Source organism: Pseudobacillus wudalianchiensis (assembly GCF_001685015.1).
Lineage (GTDB): Bacteria > Bacillota > Bacilli > Bacillales > Domibacillaceae > Pseudobacillus > Pseudobacillus wudalianchiensis.
Window position 1 is genome coordinate 114,976 of the sequence record NZ_MAYT01000028.1, and the last position, 19,319, is coordinate 134,294.

Annotated in this window: 16 protein-coding genes; all 16 read right to left on the reverse strand. The window is 42.3% G+C overall.

The features are described from left to right. Nucleotides 1–297: 297 nt before the first annotated feature. The 16 genes from A8F95_RS15965 to A8F95_RS16040 all read right to left on the reverse strand — a co-directional run bounded on the left by A8F95_RS15965 (nt 298) and on the right by A8F95_RS16040 (nt 19,232). Nucleotides 298–1,257 (reverse strand): ABC transporter permease, encoded by a 960-nt coding sequence (locus tag A8F95_RS15965; protein ID WP_049661614.1) that lies wholly within the window; start codon nt 1,255–1,257, stop codon nt 298–300. Continuing rightward, complete coding sequence (locus A8F95_RS15970; RefSeq protein ID WP_065411435.1) at nt 1,258–2,301, reverse strand: ABC transporter permease; 1,044 nt, start codon at nt 2,299–2,301, stop codon at nt 1,258–1,260. It abuts the gene before it with no gap. Continuing rightward, nucleotides 2,294–3,826 (reverse strand): ABC transporter ATP-binding protein, encoded by a 1,533-nt coding sequence (locus tag A8F95_RS15975; protein WP_065411436.1) that lies wholly within the window; start codon nt 3,824–3,826, stop codon nt 2,294–2,296. Before A8F95_RS15975 ends, A8F95_RS15970 begins: the two co-directional genes overlap by 8 nt. A 277-nt stretch (nt 3,827–4,103) precedes the next feature. Continuing rightward, the gene (locus tag A8F95_RS15980) at nt 4,104–5,189 is read right to left on the reverse strand and encodes a BMP family lipoprotein (protein ID WP_065411437.1); all 1,086 of its coding nucleotides are present in this window, start codon (nt 5,187–5,189) and stop codon (nt 4,104–4,106) included. A 49-nt stretch (nt 5,190–5,238) separates the two neighbouring features. Further along, the gene (locus tag A8F95_RS15985; RefSeq protein ID WP_065411438.1) at nt 5,239–5,964 is read right to left on the reverse strand and encodes a GntR family transcriptional regulator; all 726 of its coding nucleotides are present in this window, start codon (nt 5,962–5,964) and stop codon (nt 5,239–5,241) included. A 272-nt stretch (nt 5,965–6,236) separates the two neighbouring features. Continuing rightward, on the reverse strand, nt 6,237–8,588 hold the full coding sequence (locus tag A8F95_RS15990) for a DNA translocase FtsK (protein WP_065411439.1): 2,352 nt from the start codon (nt 8,586–8,588) through the stop codon (nt 6,237–6,239). 101 nt (nt 8,589–8,689) lie between these two features. Further along, nucleotides 8,690–8,893 (reverse strand): YlzJ-like family protein, encoded by a 204-nt coding sequence (locus tag A8F95_RS15995; RefSeq protein WP_065411440.1) that lies wholly within the window; start codon nt 8,891–8,893, stop codon nt 8,690–8,692. Further along, on the reverse strand, nt 8,890–9,609 hold the full coding sequence (locus A8F95_RS16000) for a ClpP family protease (protein ID WP_095407485.1): 720 nt from the start codon (nt 9,607–9,609) through the stop codon (nt 8,890–8,892). Before A8F95_RS16000 ends, A8F95_RS15995 begins: the two co-directional genes overlap by 4 nt. A gap of 456 nt (nt 9,610–10,065) precedes the next feature. Then, the gene (locus A8F95_RS16005; protein WP_065411441.1) at nt 10,066–11,733 is read right to left on the reverse strand and encodes a ribonuclease J; all 1,668 of its coding nucleotides are present in this window, start codon (nt 11,731–11,733) and stop codon (nt 10,066–10,068) included. A gap of 224 nt (nt 11,734–11,957) precedes the next feature. Further along, nucleotides 11,958–12,821 (reverse strand): 4-hydroxy-tetrahydrodipicolinate synthase, encoded by an 864-nt coding sequence (gene dapA, locus A8F95_RS16010; protein WP_065411442.1) that lies wholly within the window; start codon nt 12,819–12,821, stop codon nt 11,958–11,960. A gap of 28 nt (nt 12,822–12,849) precedes the next feature. After that, nucleotides 12,850–14,088, reverse strand: coding sequence for an aspartate kinase (dapG, locus tag A8F95_RS16015; protein ID WP_065411443.1), 1,239 nt, complete (start codon nt 14,086–14,088; stop codon nt 12,850–12,852). 41 nt (nt 14,089–14,129) lie between these two features. Next, entirely contained in the window at nt 14,130–15,182 is a 1,053-nt protein-coding gene (gene asd / locus A8F95_RS16020) for an aspartate-semialdehyde dehydrogenase (RefSeq protein ID WP_065411444.1), read from the reverse strand. A gap of 186 nt (nt 15,183–15,368) precedes the next feature. Next, nucleotides 15,369–15,968, reverse strand: a complete 600-nt coding sequence (locus A8F95_RS16025) for a dipicolinate synthase subunit B (protein WP_065411445.1) — start codon at nt 15,966–15,968, stop codon at nt 15,369–15,371. A gap of 3 nt (nt 15,969–15,971) precedes the next feature. After that, nucleotides 15,972–16,865: a dipicolinic acid synthetase subunit A gene (dpaA, locus tag A8F95_RS16030; RefSeq protein ID WP_065411593.1), complete on the reverse strand. Its 894-nt coding sequence runs from the start codon at nt 16,863–16,865 to the stop codon at nt 15,972–15,974. A gap of 105 nt (nt 16,866–16,970) precedes the next feature. Then, a complete protein-coding gene (locus A8F95_RS16035) occupies nt 16,971–18,212 on the reverse strand; it encodes a M16 family metallopeptidase (protein WP_065411446.1) in 1,242 nt (413 codons plus the stop codon). Nucleotides 18,213–18,254: 42 nt separating this feature from the next. Continuing rightward, nucleotides 18,255–19,232 carry a polysaccharide deacetylase family protein gene (locus tag A8F95_RS16040; protein WP_065411447.1) on the reverse strand — a complete coding sequence of 326 codons (978 nt, stop codon included), beginning with the start codon at nt 19,230–19,232 and terminating at the stop codon, nt 18,255–18,257. Nucleotides 19,233–19,319 lie beyond the last annotated feature (87 nt).

Here is a 19,319-nt window from a genome sequence, read left to right on the forward strand (position 1 = left end):
TAAGTCAACATCGAATCGCTTGCGCTCTTCGTGTTTCCTTTATCTCATGCGGAGCTGTCCAGCCCATACGCCGCTAAACGGCTGATTTCGCTCTCTCTGTCGGAGTTTGAAAAGGCAACTCCTCGTCGAGAGCTCCAATCCGCTATCACGCAAAACGAGCGCCTTTCGCTTTTCTTTGTCTAGCTGCACTGGCCAGACTCTCGATCATAAGCCGGCACGCCTATGTGGCGAAGAACGCCACACAGGCGGTCCGGCTTATGTCTGCCGAGTCTAAACGGCCAGTTTCGCTTTTCCTTATTACCTGCTGCCTTTGATGTATGGAGTACCAGAGGCTTTTGGTGCGTCTGCCCGGCCGATAAATCCGGCGAGGGCCAAAATGGTTAGTACGTAAGGAGCAATTAATAAGTAAACTGCCGGGATGTCTTCCAAAAATGGAATACTGGATCCGACAATACTTAAGCTTTGGGCGAATCCGAAGAAAATGGCAGCTCCCATTGCTCCTAGTGGATGCCATTTCCCGAAAATCATGGCTGCGAGAGCCATGAACCCTTGTCCAGTAATCGTCGCATGACTGAAATCGAGTGAAATAGACTGGGCATATACTCCGCCGCCCAAACCACCAAGAAGACCGGAAATGAAAACAGCAATATAGCGCATCTTTGTCACGTTTACACCCATTGTATCTGCTGCCATCGGGTGTTCCCCTACAGCTCTCAAGCGAAGGCCGAATGGAGTTTTAAATAGCACATACCAAGAAACAAAAGCCAAAGCAATGGCCACAATCGCTGGGTAGGAGATATTTGAGAAAATCAATCGACCGATTACTGGAATGTCACTTAACACTGGAATGTCTACTTTTTTAAAGTTCTCTTTAATGATATCTGTCTGGCCTTTATCATAAAGCATTTTCACTAAGAACAGTGATACGCCTAAAGCCAGGAAGTTAATTGCCACGCCGCTAACGACTTGATCGGCACGAAATGTGATGGAAGCCACTGCGTGAAGAAGTGACAATAACCCTCCGACAAGCATAGCCGCAATCAAAGCGACCCAAGGAGTAGCTGCGCCAAAAGTTGAAGCGAATGTTAGGTTAAACACAATAGCTGTAAACGCCCCAATGATCATTAATCCTTCAAGGCCGATATTTACTACACCGGAACGCTCGGAGAACACACCGCCTAGCGCAGTGAAAATAAGCGGAGCTGCTGCGAAAAGAGACGATGAAATAATAATGGATAAAACCGTTAATGTATCCACTTATTTCTCCTCCTTTTTAAATCGGCTAAGAAGCCATTTTATCATATAGCTAGAAGCAACAAAGAAAATAATCAAAGCAATCACAATTTCAACCAGTTCGTTTGGTACGCCTGATTCGATTGGCATATTTAAAGCCCCTACTTTTAAAGCACCGAATAGTAAGGACGCGAGTACAACACCAATGGCTGCATTTCCACCGAGAAGTGCAACGGCAATGCCATCAAAGCCTACGCCGGAAAATCCAGAGTGCAAGAAAGCATTTCCGAATGTCCCCAGCCCTTCCATTGCTCCCCCAAGGCCGGCAAACGCGCCGGAAATCACCATTGAGAGAACGATGTTGCGGTTCACATTCATACCGGCATATTGAGAAGCGTGCTGGCTGAAGCCAACCGAACGAAGCTCATATCCAAGCGTTGTTTTTTCAAGAATAAACCACATAATAATAGCTACAATTAAGCCAAGATAAATTCCATTATGAAGGGAAGAGTAATCTGTAACCGATTCGAAGAACGGAGATTTTAAACTAGCTGTTTCCTTTACTGCTTCCGTTGCATCAGCCTGATCGCTAATTACGTTTCGGATCAAATGATTCGTTACATGCAATGCGATATAATTCATCATAATCGTAACAATAACTTCATGGACGTGCAGGCGAGCTTTTAAAAATCCCGGGATAAATCCCCAAAGTGCGCCCGCGGCTGCGGCTGCCAAAAGAGATAGCGGCAAATGAATGACTTTTGGCAAATCAAACGCCACGCCAACCCAAACCGCTGCTAGCCAGCCTACCAATAGCTGACCTTCCACACCAATATTGAACAAACCTGTCCGGAATGCAAAAGCAACGGCTAGACCAGCAAATATATAAGGGGTCATTTGCCGAAGCGTTTCACCGAGATAGAATGTATCCCCAAAGGCCCCGTTCCAGAGTGCGGCATAGCCATTAATTGGGTTGTAACCGCTGATTAACATAATAATAGCCCCGGCAATTAATCCTAAAAGCACCGATACAACCGGTACGGCTATATTAGAAAACCGTTTAGACATTCATCTCACCTTCTTTCTTTCGTTTTGAACCAGCCATCAACAGTCCGAGTTCTTGTTCGGTCGTTTCTTTCGGATTCACGATCGCGACGATTTCTCCTTCATAGATAACGGCAATTCTATCGCTAATATTTAAAATTTCATCTAACTCAAAGGAAATTAAAAGCACCGCTTTCCCCTTATCTCGCTGTTCAATAAGCCTTTTATGAATAAATTCAATCGCTCCAACATCTAATCCACGAGTTGGCTGAGCCGCAATTAGAAGATCCGGATCGCGGTCTACTTCGCGGCCGATAATCGCTTTTTGCTGATTTCCTCCAGATAAGGCTCGAGCAGGTGTATATTCTGATGGTGTCCGTACATCATACTCCTTTATTAAACTGGCAGCCTTCTTATAAATTTCTTTGTAATTTAAAACACCAGCTTTAGAAAATGGCTGCTGATAGTATGTTTGCAGCACCATATTTTCACCTATCGGAAAATCAAGAACGAGTCCGTGTTTATGCCGGTCTTGAGGAATGTGTGCTACCCCCCGTTCTGTTACTTTTCGAGGTTTGAGATTGGTGATATCCTGGCCGCTAACAAGAATCGAACCGCTTTCTACCTTTTGAAGACCGGTGATCGCTTCAATCAGTTCACTCTGTCCATTTCCATCTACGCCACAAATCCCCACAATTTCTCCAGCATGGACCGCTAAATTCAATCCTCTAACAGCTTGGATGCCTCTTGAATCCTTCACGAATAAATCTTTAATTTCTAATACATTGTCTTTCGGCTGGGCTTCCTTCTTTTCGGTTTTAAACGTTACTTCCCTTCCGACCATTAAGCTTGCCAAATGATTCGGGTCCGTTTCCGCTACATTTACTGTGCCAATTCCTTTTCCTTTACGGATAACCGTAACACGGTCACAAACTTCCATAATTTCCTTTAGCTTATGCGTAATGAGAATAATAGATTTGCCTTCTTTAATGAGCGTTTTCATAATTTGAATTAACTCTTTAATTTCCTGTGGAGTTAATACAGCCGTCGGCTCATCAAAAATTAAGATCTCCGCCCCTCGATAAAGTGTCTTTAAAATTTCAACACGCTGTTGCATGCCAACAGAAATATCAGCCACTTTTGCTGTCGGGTCTACAGACAGCCCGTATTGTTCAGAAATCTCCCTAACCTCTTTTTCTGCCCTTTTAATATCAATTTTACCGCCTGATTTAGGCTCTTTTCCGAGAATAATATTTTCCGTAACAGTGAAGGTATCGACGAGCATAAAGTGCTGATGCACCATACCGATACCAAGTTCATTCGCCACATTTGGATTTGTAATGTGAACTTTCTTGCCATGTACTTTGATTTCACCTTTCTCGGGCTGATACAAACCAAACAAAACGTTCATTAGGGTGGATTTGCCTGCGCCGTTTTCACCAAGCAACGCGTGGATTTCTCCTTTGCGCAATTGAAGTGTTATATCATCATTGGCAACAAATCCGTTGAACTCTTTACGAATGCCGAGCATTTCAATAACATATTCCACCTGACTCACTCCTCGTATAAGGTCTTTTCTTGCCATACAGGCGATCGTATGAATGAACGACTAATGATTGCAAGTAGGATGTCTGACCTTCTATCCCTAGGACTTTTTGCAAAACACAACGCTTCTAAGCGTCTTTAGAAAAGCAAGAGTGCCAGCTTAAAAATCCTAACAAGCACGCACTCTTTGTTGCGTCCTTGTTACCATTTTTAAGCCGGGGCAAATCGCACTACTGTGGATTTACCCCGGGAGTAGATCTATTTGCTAGCTTTATAGCAAATTATTTTTCAGGCTTTACTGGAACGTCCACTTCACCTTTTTTAATCTTTTCTGTCCATTCTTGAACAGCTTTTTTCACTTCATCACTTAGGTTATCTTGTGTTGGAGCAATGCTTACAGCATTATCTTCAAGCCCGTATTCAAGCAGCTCGCCACCTGGGAAGTTGCCTTCTTTTGCTTTAGTTGCTAAATCTTTTACAGCGATGTCTACCCGTTTAACCATAGACGTTAATGTAACATTTTCTTCTTTTCCGTTAACCGTTACTTTTCCTTCGTCCGCTTGGTCACGGTCAACACCAATTACCCAAATATCTTTTTCAGGATTTTTTTGTTTTTCATTTTTCGCTTCTGTAAATACTCCGTTACCAGTAGCTCCTGCTGCGTGGTAAATAATGTCAACTCCTGAACCGTACATAGCAGAAGCCATTTGCTGACCTTTGTCTGCTTTATCAAATGCACCAGCGTATTCAATTTTCACAGTTGCTTTAGGATTAACCGCTTTCACACCAGCCTGGAAACCTGCTGCGAATTTGTTAATCAAGTCACTGTCTGTTCCGCCAACGAAACCAATTTTGTTCGTTTTTGTAGTCAATCCGGCAGCTACCCCAACAAGGAAAGAACCTTCATGCTCTTTAAATGTAATGCTTGCTACGTTGTCTTGACCTTTAATCACATCATCCACGATAGCAAAGTGGCTGTTTTTGCGTTGTTTAGCTACTTCTTCAATAGCTGGTTTCAATTTATAGCCAATTCCGTAAACTAGATCAAATTTATTACGAACAGCTGTATTTAAGTTCGTTTTATAATCGGCATCAGATTTTGACTGAATATAATCGAAGCCGTCTGTTCCTCTTTTCAGATCATTTTCCTTACCGAACTCCTGAAGACCTTCCCAAGCAGACTGGTTAAAAGATTTGTCGTCTACTCCGCCTACGTCAGTAACCATCGCTACAGTAAACTGATCGTCGTTCTTTTTACCATCACCTTGACTTTTCTCTTCATCACCCTTACCGCCGCCACATGCACCAAGAATCGTGCCGGCTGCTAGCACAAGAGACATGGTTAGACCAAACTTGCGTTTTGTCATTAAGATAACCTCCTAAAAATTAAAGTTAGTAGAAATGTTGGATACAAGCCTAGGACCGCTTTCTTAAGACGTGGAAACTAAATTTATCCGCTTTGAAGTAATTAACTGAATAAAGAATCGGTTGATCCATTTCATCATAATGTAACTGTTTTAAGATGAGTAAGGCGGTTTCAGGCTCACATTGAAGAATGGGTGACACTTTCTCATGATAGCCAAATGGCTCAATCTGAGCGACCGCATAGGAAATTTTTCGACTGCTTGTCCGATCGAGCAATGAAAAAAGTGATTCATCACTATAATTATAGTTTTCTGGATAATATTTTAGCGGAATTTTATCCAAACAATAAACAACAGGTTCTCCATTAGCTGTGCGTACTCGCTCGATTACAAAGAATTCTTCATCAGGACTGCAATCAAATCGGCGGCTATCTTCTTCAGTCGGACTTTGTATACCCGAATTTAGAAAGATGGTTCCCGGTTCCATATTCGCTTGAATGATCATGTCTGTCACGCTCTTCAACTGTTCAATGCCTGAAGTAAATAGCGGTCTTGCATTTACAAATGTTCCGACTCCATGCCTACGGATAATGACATTTTCTTCTTCAAGAATGCGCAGCGCCTCTCTTAAAGTGGCGCGGCTGACACCGAGCTGTTTAGCGAGCTCAAATTCAGACGGAAGCTTTTCTTTCTCTTTGTAAATCCCTGCTTCAATGTCTCTTTTTAATCGGTCAATTACTTGAAGGTATAAATGTCGGCTATCCGACTTTATTGTCATATAACCACCCACTTTCTTACAACGTCAGACCTCTGATGTATAACATTTCTACTAATTTAAGTTTAAGATAGCATTTTTTGTTCTGAATGAAAAGATAAATTCGTCTATTCCTATGATTTGTTTTGTACGTATACCATTCCCTTGCATAATTATGAAAAAACCCCAGATTTACCCTATAAGCATTTTTATAATTATTTAATTATATGTGAGAAAACTTTGAACATGGCCTACATAAAGAAGCCGCCTAATATAAAAAATTAGGCGGCCTTCCCTTATTGCATATGTTCTTCTGCCTGTTTAGCGATTAAAACTGTTCTTGGTTTACTGCCCTCATATGGACCTACGATTCCCCGCATTTCCATTTCATCAATCAAGCGGGCTGCCCGACTGTAACCGATACGAAATCGTCTTTGTAACATAGAGACAGAGGCGGTTTGCATATCTGCTACGAGTTGAACGGCTTCTTCGTATAGTTCATCTTCTACCTCAGTCGTCGCTTCCGGTGTATCTTCGGGGATCATGTCCTCTTGATATTGTGCTTTCTGTTGTGAAATCACATAATCAACAATCTCTTCTACTTCCTCATCTGATAAAAATGCTCCTTGAACACGAACTGGCTTGGATGCACCAGAAGGGAAGAAGAGCATATCGCCTCGACCGAGAAGTTTTTCCGCTCCACCCATGTCTAAAATAGTTCTCGAATCTGTCATGGAGGATACAGCGAAAGCAATTCTTGATGGAATATTTGCTTTAATGACCCCGGTAATAACATCTACAGATGGGCGCTGAGTAGCAATAATTAAATGAATCCCTGCTGCCCGCGCCATTTGGGCAAGCCTAGTAATCGAGTCTTCCACGTCGCTTGAAGCAACCATCATTAAATCTGCTAACTCGTCGACGATAACAACGATATAAGGAAGCAGCGGCTGCTTTTCGCCTGTCTCTTCATTGTGGCGCTTAACGTGTGTGTTATACCCCTCAATGTTCCTTGTTCCGCTATGAGAGAACAAATCATAGCGGCGCTCCATTTCTCCTACTACTTTCTTTAATGCCTGGGAAGCTTTTTTCGCATCTGTTACAACGGGAGCTAAGAGGTGGGGAATGCCATTATAAACGTTTAGCTCAACCATTTTTGGGTCAATCATCATCAGTTTCACTTCATGAGGCTTAGCCCTCATCAAAATACTCGTAATAATCCCGTTTATACAAACACTCTTTCCACTTCCTGTAGCTCCAGCTACGAGCAAATGGGGCATTTTATTTAATTCGGCCGATACTGCTTCTCCTGTAATGTCGCGTCCAAAGGCGATCAATAACTTCGAATCCGGCTTTTCGTTCGCGTTGGCTTCCAATACCTCCCGCAGCGAGACCATCGCTACTTCTGAGTTCGGTACTTCAATACCAATCGCTGACTTTCCTGGAATTGGCGCTTCCATTCGAATGTCCTTCGCAGCTAAAGCTAGCGCAAGATCATCACTTAAACTAACAATCTTGCTGACTTTTACTCCTATATCAGGATGCACTTCATATTTAGTCACTGCTGGTCCAAGATGGACTTGGGTTACTTTAGCTTTGACACCAAAGCTTTGAAATGTTCTCTCAAGCTTAGCTGCATTTGCATGAATTTGTTTATACTCTCTGCTTTGGTCCGTTTGCTTCGGTCTTGTTAATAGGTTAATAGAAGGAAGCTGATAATCTTTGTTTTCGACCTCTGTAAAAGTCATCGCAGGCGCTCGATCCTCTCCCGCCTCTTTTTCAGCATCCGGCGCTGCTGGCTTTACTGCCTCTTTCTGCTGTTCTTGTACAGGCTCTGGCTCTTCCTGATAGGCCCGCTCCGTGAAGCTCGAAATAATTGGCTCCGGAGCCGAGTAACTTCTCTCGTCTTTTTCCACGTGAGAAGGCGGCTCATCTAGCACATCAGATGTCCTTGCATCGTGATCGGCCCTTTCTGTCCGTCTCGATTTTCTTTCACTCTTCCAATCTCTCATATCTTGAAGAAAAACAGCCCACTGTTTTTTTAGATTTTTCCCTCCTGATGACAGCAGCTTTCCAAAAATTTCTCCAAACGACCGGCCCGTAATTAAAATCAAACCAATCATCACAAGAACAAAACTCAAAATTTTTGTACCTAGCGTATCAAAAAGAAAATAAGAGACAGCAAACAGGACGGCGCCGATCATTCCGCCTCCAAGATCATCGTTATCTGTTATACCTTCCTTTAATTCCTCTCGATATAATTCCCACGTGTTAACCATTACGCTCGGTTCTTTAAACGCTCGGCCGTTCCCGAGCTGTTCAAACAACTCCACGTGATTAAAGAGTAAAAGACTAATTATAATCACGTAAAGACCGACTTGCTTTCTCCGAAATAAAAGAGGTCTTTTGCGCTTTACCATTATGTACATACCGTAAGCAATTGCTGCAATAAAACCAATCATATACCATTGACCAAAGAAAAACCGAAAGAAATAAACAAACGCTGTGCCTACCACTCCAAGTCTGATGATACCAATTAGACTTAAAGCAATAATAATAATACCGAGTAACTCCAGCTTAACCGCTTCTTTGATTTGTGCTGATTTTTTTGTCCGCTTGGACGATTTCTTCTTCTTTTTATTTGCCATAGCTCCCACCTAATCATTGGAATAAAACAAAAAGCAAGAAAGCAGCCTATGTGGCTGCTTTCTATATTATAGCATATTTGTTCGCATCTATCTAACGATGTTTATAGAGAAATGAACTGTCCAGGCGCTACTTGCTGATTGAGATAATGAGCTGGATCTGTACTAAGAATGCGGACCACCTTATATCGATTGTCTTCACGCTCTGCAAAAAGCGGAATGCCATTCCAAGAAATCAGCTCCATATTGCTAGCTTGAGCGTCTTCCGGGTAAATGTGCTCATATGGCATGATTGTATATAAAATCATTGGATCATCGTCCCACTCTGCTCCTTGGCAGTAATTAATTCATTTAATTTCTTCATCGCTTCTCCAATTCCGCCTACTTCGTTAATTAACCCATATTCTACGGCGTCTTTTCCAACTACATTTGTTCCTATGTCCCTTGTCAGATTTCCCTTTGCCAGCATTAACTCCTTAAACTTTTCTTCAGAAATAGAAGAGTGCTGTTTAACAAAATTCACTACACGCTCCTGCATCTTATCTAAATACTCAAAGCTTTGCGGAACTCCAATCACAAGACCCGTCAGCCGAATTGGGTGAATGGTCATTGTGGCAGTCGAAGCAATAAACGAGTAATCACAAGAAACAGCAATCGGCACACCGATAGAATGGCCGCCTCCCAACACTATAGAAACAGTTGGTTTTGATAAAGAAGCAAGCATTTCAGAAATAGCGAGTCCGGCTTCTACATCTCCTCCTACCGTATTTAAAACAATCAGCAGCCCTTTGATAGATGGGTTTTGTTCAATCGCCACAATTTGTGGAATAACATGCTCATATTTGGTTGTTTTATTTTGCGGAGGCAGCTGCAGATGCCCCTCAATCTGTCCAATGATTGTTAAACAATGAACAGGAGAATCGTTTGAAAGCTGGGGAACGTTCGTCTGTCCAAGCTGCTGAATTTTTTCCATTAAAGCCGATTGATTTTTTTCCGTCTGCTCTTCCTGCTCTGTCTCTTCCATCGTTTTCTTTTCTATATCCATATCCCATTGCTCCTTTCAAAGATGGCACACTCTGACACCTAGCTTGTATATGCATATTCTTTTCATCCGTGCTGATATTATGCAAAAGGAACTTAAGAGTGTAAGACATAAAAAAAATAAGCCCGAGGGCTTATTTGAGAATGGAAATAAATGCTCATTTTCTTTATTGGACATTAGCATGCTTTCTTTTGAGAAGCTTGCCAGACACTAACGGCTCGAGATCATAAGCCATTCCGTCCAGAAAGTTAAAGAACAACCTTCCTGCCGGCTTGTCTTATGCTTGTCGCCGCTTAGCGAGCGCCCTCCGCTTTTCTATTGTCTAGCTGCGGACGCTAGCGCATACGGCGGCTTCAAAATTTTTATCGGAGTCAAAGCACGACTCCAACAAAAATTTCTCCAACCACCTATTGCGCTGGACGAGCGCCCTCCGCTTTTCTAAACTTCCATAATGATGGGCAGGATCATTGGGCGGCGTTTTGTTTTTTCGAATAGGAAAGAATTAAGCTGGTCTCTTATATCCTGCTTAATGCTTGACCAATCGAAAGATTCGCCAGCCATATTTTTTTCTACGATGTCGGTAATCAATTTTGTTGACTGCTCCATTAACTTTTCTGATTCTCGGACATAGACAAACCCGCGAGAAATAATCTCTGGACCGGATACGATTCGTTTTTGTTTTTTGCTTAAAGTGATGACAACAATGAAAATCCCGTCTTGGGAAAGAAGTTTACGATCTCTTAATACGATATTGCCGACATCGCCTACTCCGATTCCATCAATAAGTACATTGCCGGCAGTCACTTTTGAGCTCACACGCAATTTACCATTTTTATATTCAATGACATCCCCTTTTTCAGGGATATAAATATTCTCCGCTCGCACTCCCGTTTGTGAAGCCAGCTTGGCATGGGCTTTGAGCATACGGTATTCTCCCTGAACAGGAATGAAATAGCGCGGCTTCATTAAATTAAGCATAAATTTTAAATCTTCTTGAAAACCATGACCTGAAACATGGACTTTGCGATTGCCTGTTACAACATTTGCTCCAGAACGATAAAGAAGATTCACCGTTTTAGCCATTAACAGCTCTAATCCCGGCGAAGGTGTAGCCGTGATTAAAACGGTATCTCCTTCTTTAATTCTCACGTGCTTATTTGTGCCTTTGGCCATTTTTTGCAGGGCTTCGATCGGTTCTCCTTGGACACCAGTTGTTAAAATGACAATTTCATCTTCAGGATATTCACTAATTTCTTGCAAACTCACGAGGATATCTTCTTGAATATTCAAATAACCTAGCTTGATCGCCACGTCGTTCACACGCTGCATGCTCTTACCACTGACAGCTACTTTTCGGCCATTCTCATAAGCTGCATCGAACACCTGCTGGATACGAATGAGGTTGGAAGCATACGAAGCGACAATGATCCGTCCTTTAGCCATATGAAAAGCATCCGATAATTGGCTGGCAATGACTTCTTCAGAAGTTGTATGGCCTGGACGCTCTGCTTCAGTAGAATCAGACAACAGCATAAAGACGCCACTTTGACCGATTTGCGCCATCTTCCCAATATCCGGTGCATACAGTCCTTTGGCTGCCTGGTCAAATTTAAATTCACCTGTGTGCACGATCGATCCTTCTGAAGTATGGATCACGACACCGACAGAATCCGGAATACTGTGAGTTGTACGGAAGAAAGTGACCTCTACCCCATCAAAACGAAGCTTTGTATCTGAATGAACCGTGTAATACTTTACTTCTTCTTTCACATTCTCTTCACGGAGCCGCATTTTGGCTAAAGCAATCGTCAGCTTTGTTCCGTAAACAGGCGCTTTAATTTTTTGCAATACGTAGCCTAACGAACCGATCGCATCTTCATGGCCGTGTGTTAGAAAGATGCCTTTAATACGGTCCTTATTTTCAATTAAATATGAAATATCTGGGATGACAATATCGATGCCGAGCATTTCATTTTCTGGAAACATTAAACCGCTGTCTACCACGAAAATTTCCTCGTCCACCTCGATAACAGTCATGTTTTTCCCAATTTCCCCTACTCCGCCAAGCGGAATCACTTTGATCGTTTCATTTTTCTTCTTACTCACTATAAATTTCCTCCTATACTTAAGAACACCCGCCCCACATCACATTATGTTTATTATAAAGGATGAAGGAAAGTAAAGCCAATACTATCTATCCAGTAACAACTTTTATCTACCTTTCATAATAAAAAATTCCCGCAAAGCAGCTCCTTGCTGAAATCAGAACAGAAAGAGCTTTCTGCAGCTGCCTCAGCCGGGAGACCGAACTTTTCGGGAATTTTTTTATGCTATATTAATTTTTGTAAAGCAGCACGCTCAGCTTCCGTAAGCGGAACGAGCGGCAAACGAACAGACCCCACGTCCATGCCTTTTAGCTGCAAGGCCGTCTTGACTGGCACTGGACTCGGAGCAGCAAATAATTGTTTAATCAGCGGTAAAAGCTGTTGGTGCATTTTGGCTGCTTGTTCGTGGTCACCGCTTAAGAAAGAAGAAACCATTTGCTGCATTTCATTGCCGACGACATGTGAAGCAACGGAGACAATACCGTCTCCTCCAACAGAAAGAATCGGAAGCGTTAGACCATCGTCCCCACTATACACTTGGAAGTCGTCAACTGTGCCTGCAATAATTTCTGTTACTGCATCTAGATTGCCGCTTGCTTCTTTCACCGCGACAACATTAGGCAGTTTAGATAGCCTGATGATCGTTTCAGGCTCAATATTGACACTTGAACGCCCTGGAATATTATAAAGCATTACCGGTAAAGAAGTTGCTGCTGCTATCGCTTTAAAATGCTGGTATAGCCCTTCTTGATTCGGTTTGTTGTAGTAAGGAGCAACGAGCATGATAGCGTCTACCCCTGCATCTTCAGCTCTTTTCGTTAATTCAATGGACTGGCGTGTATTATTGCTGCCGGTTCCTGCCACAATAGGTACTCGTCCATCGGCTACCTTAACTGTATGACGAAATAACGCAACTTTTTCTTCTGCAGTTAAAACAGGAGATTCTCCAGTTGTCCCTGCTACAACGAGTGAGTCTGTTCCGTTGTTGATTAAGTAGTTCACTAATTGAGTCGTTCTCTCAAAATCAACATTCTCTTTTGAGTCAAACGGCGTCACCATGGCGGTTGACACCCGACCGAAAGAAATCATACTCATTTTCCTCCTTCAAACAGCCGGCTTAGTTATTTTCGTATTCAAATTGATCCTCATGTAAAAGAAAAGCGTCGTGAAGCGCATTAACAGCCGTAACGAGCTCTTCATCTTTTACGAGCACCCATATCGTTGTGTGACTATCAGCAGATTGCAAGATGCCGACGCCTTTCTCAGCTAGAGCAGTAACAATTTTGGACGTTACACCTGGTACGCCTGTCATGCCAGCCCCGACAACTGATACTTTTGCACAGTTTTTCTCTACTTCAGGCTCATAACCCATTTCTCTTAAGACGACAACGGCCCGGTCCACTCGATCACCAGCAACGGTATACACAACACCCGTCGGAGAAATATTAATAAAGTCGACGCTGATCTTCTCATTCGCCATTGCTTTAAATACTTCTGACTGTAGGTTATATTGATCCTTTTTCGCCTGTACTTTAATTTGAGCAATATTGCTTACATGGGCGATTCCTGTCACAAGACGCTCACGGATATCTGGTCCCTGATCCGGCTTTGCAATAGACGTAACAAGCGTACCAATTCCATCAGAATGAGTAGAACGAATACGCATTGGCACTTTTGCCTGCATAGCGATTTCTACTGCACGAGGATGAATAACCTTCGCTCCTTGATAAGCCATGTTACACACTTCATTATAGGTCACAACAGAAAGCGGCCGCGCCTTAGTCGCAATGCGCGGATCAGCTGTCATAATCCCTTCCACATCGGTAAAGATATCTACCCATTCTGCCTGTAAAGCAGCGCCGAGAGCAGCAGCCGACGTGTCGCTCCCCCCACGTCCGATGGTAGTCACGTCCCCCGTCTTAGCCGCTCCTTGGAAACCGGCAACGACGACAACATCATGTGAGTGGAGAGTTTTCAATAAGCGGTCACACTTCATTTCAAGGATCTTAGCATTCGTATGGTCATCATTTGTTACAAACCCTGCTTGAGCACCCGTCATAGCACAGGCTTTAATATTATGTTCTAACAACATGTTTGTAAAAACGAGACTTGATATAACTTCACCACAAGAAAGAAGCATATCTTGCTCTCTCGTTGTCAATTTCATCTCTGTTCCGTTTACTAGAGATAAGAGAGTATCTGTTGCGTAAGGATCACCTTGACGTCCCATCGCAGAAACAACAACCACAACTTTGTACCCTTCTTTAATCGCTGATTCAATATGCCGCTTGGCATGGTGGCGCGATTCTTCATTGCGAACCGATGTGCCTCCGAACTTTTGTACGATAACTTTCACTATAAACACCTCTGCATTTCTGTGGTGAGATCATCCAACGATTACTTTTCCTTTACGATCTCCATCTCAATCAACGTTTCAGCAATTTGAACAGAATTCCAAGCAGCGCCTTTGAGAAGATTATCAGAAACCACCCACATATGGAAGCCTGTATCTTGATCTAAGTCTTTACGCACACGTCCAACGAATACTTCTTTTTTACCGACACATTGTGCAGGCATTGGATATACTTGTTCATCTGGATTATCTTGCAGGACTACTCCTGGTGCATCCTTTAATTTACCTTTAATATCAGCTGCAGTTAATCCTTGAGTCTCTACTTCAAAATAAACAGACTCTGAGTGACCAGTTTCTACAGGAAGACGTACACACGTAGCCGCTACACTAAGCTCAGGCATATGCATAATTTTCTTTGTTTCATTGATCATTTTCATTTCTTCGAATGTAAATCCGTTTTCTTGGAATTTATCAATTTGAGGAATAGCATTAAAAGCGATCTGATAATGCTTTTTGTCACTTCCTACTGGCAATAGTTCTGGTGTTACTTCTTTGCCATCAAGAAGAGACTGAGTTTGGCTGTACATTTCATTGATAGCTTGTGCTCCTGCGCCAGATACCGCCTGATAAGTAGAAACAATCACTTTTTTCAAGCCATATGATTGACGAATTGGCTCAAGTGCCGCTACCATTTGAATCGTTGAACAGTTTGGATTAGCGATGATGCCATTATGCTTTCTTAAATCCTCTTTATTTACTTCTGGCACAACAAGCGGGACATTTTCATCCATGCGGTAAGCGCTTGTGTTATCTACAACAACCGCTCCTCGTTTTACTGCTTCTGGAGCAAGCTGTTTTGAGATGCTGCCTCCTGCACTAAATAAAGCAATGTCGACCCCTTCAAAACTCTCCGGCTTTGCTTCTTGTACAATAACTTCCTCACCTTTATAAAAAAGTGCTTTTCCTGCCGAACGCGCAGATGAAAGCAATGTTAATTGACGGATTGGAAACTCTCTTTCTTCTAATGTTTTTAGCATTTGTTGGCCAACTGCGCCAGTTGCACCTACGAGAGCGATGTGAAACCCTTTTGTACTCATTTTTCTTTTTCCCCTTTCAAATTCCCTATGAACAAATAAACTTGTGCATATGTAATAGTTTTTAAACAATATTAAATAGTTAAAAAAATGGAATAGCCTTTTAATAGCTACTATTTTATCACATTAAAGTTCGAAAAGAGCAACAAAATGCTGAGTTCTAAAAAAAAGAGAAAAAAGGGGGAGAAATTAACTCCCGTAACGGAATCGCTCAATAATAACTGGCTGTAATTGTTTTCCTCCTAAGGCTGCTTCAATCGTTTCTGGCAGACTCTCCATTCTTGCCACCATAGAATTTGGTTTTTTCTCTGGATCATCCTGACCAAACGGGATAAAGAAAATATTTTTTACTGGCATCAGCCTCATAATATTCATGCCATTTAATCCGAGAGCATCATTCGTTGAAATACCGAGAACCACTGGTCTTAAATTTCGCAGCGTTGCTTTAGCAGCCATTAAAACCGGGGAATCTGTCATTGCATTCGCTAATTTACTAAGCGAATTTCCCGTGATCGGGGCAATCACCATACAATCGAGCGGCGTTTTCGGACCGAGCGGCTCAGCTTCTACAATCGAATCAATGACCTTTTTTGCTGTTGCCTCTTCGATTTTCTTCACCCATTCGCCGGCTTCACCAAAGCGCGTGCCGGTTCCTTTCATCGTCGCTGTTACAATAGGCACTACATCCGCCCCAAGCTCTACTAGCTTCTTAATCTGTGGAAACACTTCTTCATACGTACAATGAGAACCCGTAATCCCAAATCCAATTCGTTTCCCTTTTAGTGACATCGTTCAATCTCCTTTCATCATGTCGATATCTTTTAACAGGTCTGTTATGACACCTGCTAAAATCTGACCTGCTGTTTTTGGGGCGACGATTCCTGGCAGCCCTAGAGCAAGGATCGATTTTATGCCTCTCTTTTTAGCAAATTGAAAATCGGTTCCACCCGGTTTGGAAGCTAGATCGATGATGAGGGTATGTGGTTTCATTTTGGCAATGGCCTGTGCTGTGATCACTAAAGAAGGAATCGTATTAATAATAATGTCGAGAGACTCTGCTTCTTTAGGAAGCTCATCAATCGAAAATGGTGTCAGCCCCATTTCAATAGCTCTTGCTAAATGTTCACTTCTCCTTGCACCAAGCTTTACATTCGCTCCTAAGCTATCGAATGTTCTCGCTACGCTCATCCCCACTCTCCCCATGCCAAGAACAGCCACAGTCGAACCGTGTATCGTAAAATCTGTATGCTGGATCGCCATCATAACCGCCCCTTCAGCTGTAGGGATGGAGTTGTAAATGGCTACATCATCTCGATCAAGCAGCCGAATCAGTTTTTTTCCTGTCTGCTCGGCTAGTTTTGTCAAAGCGGTCGGACTAATTCCGGTAAATACCACACAGTGATCCGGTGTTCTCGCAAGCATATCTTTTGTTAAGCGGAGATGATGAGGTGAAAAAACCGTTTCGACTTCACCTGTCGACTGCAAGCCAGCTACAGGCAAAACAATGACATCTAATTCATTAAAGGGCAGCTCTTCTAGCTTTTCTTTCACAGCACCGGCAAAGCTTTGTTCTAGCTGATCAAATCCCACCAGGTAGACTTTTGCATCTAGTTCCGTTAATTTACGAATGATTTCAAGCTGGCGGGCATCTCCGCCTAATACTGCCACTTGGAGTCCAGTAAGCACCGTTTTCACCTTCCCTTTCCTTCTCGCTTCTACATTGTATGAAAAAATAAAATTTCGGTGAAATGAATAAAAAAATCCCTTGCAAAATGCAAGGGATTTAGAGTGTTATATCGTAACGGCAGCCGGAAACTTACCGGCGGGACTAATAAGGGCAGCTGAATAGTCACTGCTAAAGATTTTACGGCCTAAATCATTTACTTTATCCATCGTGACTTCATCGATTAAACTAACAATCTCATCGAGTGAACGATGTTGTTTCAATAATAGCTCATTTTTGCCATTGCGGCTCATCCGGCTATTCGTGCTTTCCAAACTTAGCATTAAATTACCTTTTAATTGTTCTTTACTGTTATGAAGCTCTTTACTGCTGATTCCTTCTGCTTTTAATGCAACAAGCGTCATCTGAATCGTTTCAAATAGTTCATCTAACTGATCGGCTCCAGTGCCGCCGTATACCGTTACAAGCCCACTATCTTTGAATGAAGAATGATAGGAAAAAACGGAATAAGCCAACCCTCTCTGCTCCCGAACTTCCTGGAACAGACGGGACGACATGCTTCCTCCTAAAATATTATTTAAAACAATTAGGCTATATACATCCTTATGGCCAATCGGCAGCCCTTCAAATCCGAGACAAAGATGTGCTTGCTCTGTCTCTTTTTTTCGGACTATTTTCTCTGTAAATGTTTGAAGAGGCACGTTATAGCTTGGACGTTCTCCTCCCTCATAAGATCCGAAAAGCTTCGCAGCTTGTTTCACTAACTCATCTGAAACGTTACCCGCAATCGAAATAACAACACGATCCGGTGTATACATATCGTGCATGTACTGTTTTAATTTTTCACTCGTAAAAGAAGTAAGCGTTTCTTCCGTACCGAGAATCGGATATCCGAGCGGATGGTTTTTATAAAAGGCTTTGCTCAGTAAATCATGAACAATATCATCCGGTGTATCTTCATACATTTTAATTTCTTCGAGCACGACACTTTTTTCTTTATTCATCTCTTCTTCAGCAAAAGCTGAGTTAAAAAACATATCAGCCAGTGTATCTAAAGCATAGGCTGCATGATTATCTAACACCTTCGCATAGTAGCACGTATATTCCTTTGAAGTAAAAGCATTCACTTGACCGCCAATGCTATCAAAGCTTTCAGCAATCTCTTTCGCTGACTTCGTATCTGTGCCTTTAAAGAACATGTGCTCTAGAAAATGGGAGATACCGTTGTTTTCTGGCGTTTCATCTCTCGACCCTGTGGCAATCCAGATGCCAATCGCTGCTGATCGCACAGTTGGTATTTCTTCCATTATAATTCTGACCCCATTGTCGCAAGTAAACTTTTTTATCAATGTAATCCTCCTATTTCAGCCGCCGTAACAAGCCGAAGTTCGTTAATGACTAGATGATGATGTATGAGAAACAATTCTAGTTTCGGTTAGCAGGTTGGATACAGTATCTATTTTCAATTGTTTAGCTTTTATCTCTTTTATTAATGTATCTAAAGAAGCAGATGAGGCCTCCGTTGGATGCATTAAAATAATAGCTCCCGGATGAATACGACTCATGACCCTATTGATGAGAGCGTCAGGGGTCGGCTTCTTCCAGTCAATCGTATCTACTGTCCATAAAATGGTTTGCATTCCAAGCTGATGCGCAACTTCTACCGTCGCATCAGTAAAGCTGCCGCTTGGCGGTGCAAACAGCTGTGGGCGCGTTCCTATTGCTGATTCTATCACACTGTTTGTCTTTTCTATCTCTTCTTTAGCGCGTGCCTCACTTAGACGTGCCATGTCTGGGTGAGTATAAGAATGATTTCCTCCTTCATGACCGGCATTTATAATCAATTTTGCTAGGTCTGGGTGCTTTTTTACCCACTGTCCTTCGAAGAAAAAGGTAGCATGAATTGAATGCTTTTTCAACACTTCTAACATTTCCGGCAAGTACTCTTCTCCCCATGCCACATTAACAGCTAAACTTACCATTGGCTTTTCAGGGTGACCGCGGTAAATCGGGGCAGGAGGCAAGTCCTTTAAATGAACTTTAGGCGGTACTTGTTTGTATAGTAAACGACTTTCTTGAAATGTTCCCTCTTTTTTCATCCATTGATAGGATTTTTTCTCATCCACCTTGAGACCATTATAACCCGGTATCGCTTTCCATACTCGGTCAATTTTAGCATCTTTAGGTGCAATAAAGCGATCTTTTGCTTCCTGTTTAATTTGCTGGCGTAATGATGGCCCGCTCTGATGGACAAGCTGCGACTCATATTTTAATTGTTCAAGATAACTGCTGACCATTTTACTCTCAACGAAAAATAACATAATTATTCCAATGACTAATACACTAATCATATGTTTTATTTTTCTCATTGTCCATGCCTCCCTCCATAGTTTTAAAATTATGAAAAATGGAGGAATTATAGAACATACGAAAAAACCAGAGGGGATATCCTCTGG

Excerpts from the sequence above, each read along its gene's own strand:
- A8F95_RS15970 (WP_065411435.1), bottom strand. The coding sequence starts at position 2,301 with ATGTCTAAACGGTTTTCTAATATAGCCGTACCGGTTGTATCGGTGCTT.
- A8F95_RS15980 (WP_065411437.1), bottom strand. The coding sequence starts at position 5,189 with ATGACAAAACGCAAGTTTGGTCTAACCATGTCTCTTGTGCTAGCAGCC.
- A8F95_RS15985 (WP_065411438.1), bottom strand. The coding sequence starts at position 5,964 with ATGACAATAAAGTCGGATAGCCGACATTTATACCTTCAAGTAATTGAC.
- A8F95_RS15990 (WP_065411439.1), bottom strand. The coding sequence starts at position 8,588 with ATGGCAAATAAAAAGAAGAAGAAATCGTCCAAGCGGACAAAAAAATCA.
- A8F95_RS15995 (WP_065411440.1), bottom strand. The coding sequence starts at position 8,893 with ATGATTTTATATACAATCATGCCATATGAGCACATTTACCCGGAAGAC.
- A8F95_RS16000 (WP_095407485.1), bottom strand. The coding sequence starts at position 9,609 with ATGGAAGAGACAGAGCAGGAAGAGCAGACGGAAAAAAATCAATCGGCT.
- dapA (WP_065411442.1), bottom strand. The coding sequence starts at position 12,821 with ATGATTTCTTTCGGTCGGGTGTCAACCGCCATGGTGACGCCGTTTGAC.
- asd (WP_065411444.1), bottom strand. The coding sequence starts at position 15,182 with ATGAGTACAAAAGGGTTTCACATCGCTCTCGTAGGTGCAACTGGCGCA.
- A8F95_RS16025 (WP_065411445.1), bottom strand. The coding sequence starts at position 15,968 with ATGTCACTAAAAGGGAAACGAATTGGATTTGGGATTACGGGTTCTCAT.
- A8F95_RS16040 (WP_065411447.1), bottom strand. The coding sequence starts at position 19,232 with ATGAGAAAAATAAAACATATGATTAGTGTATTAGTCATTGGAATAATT.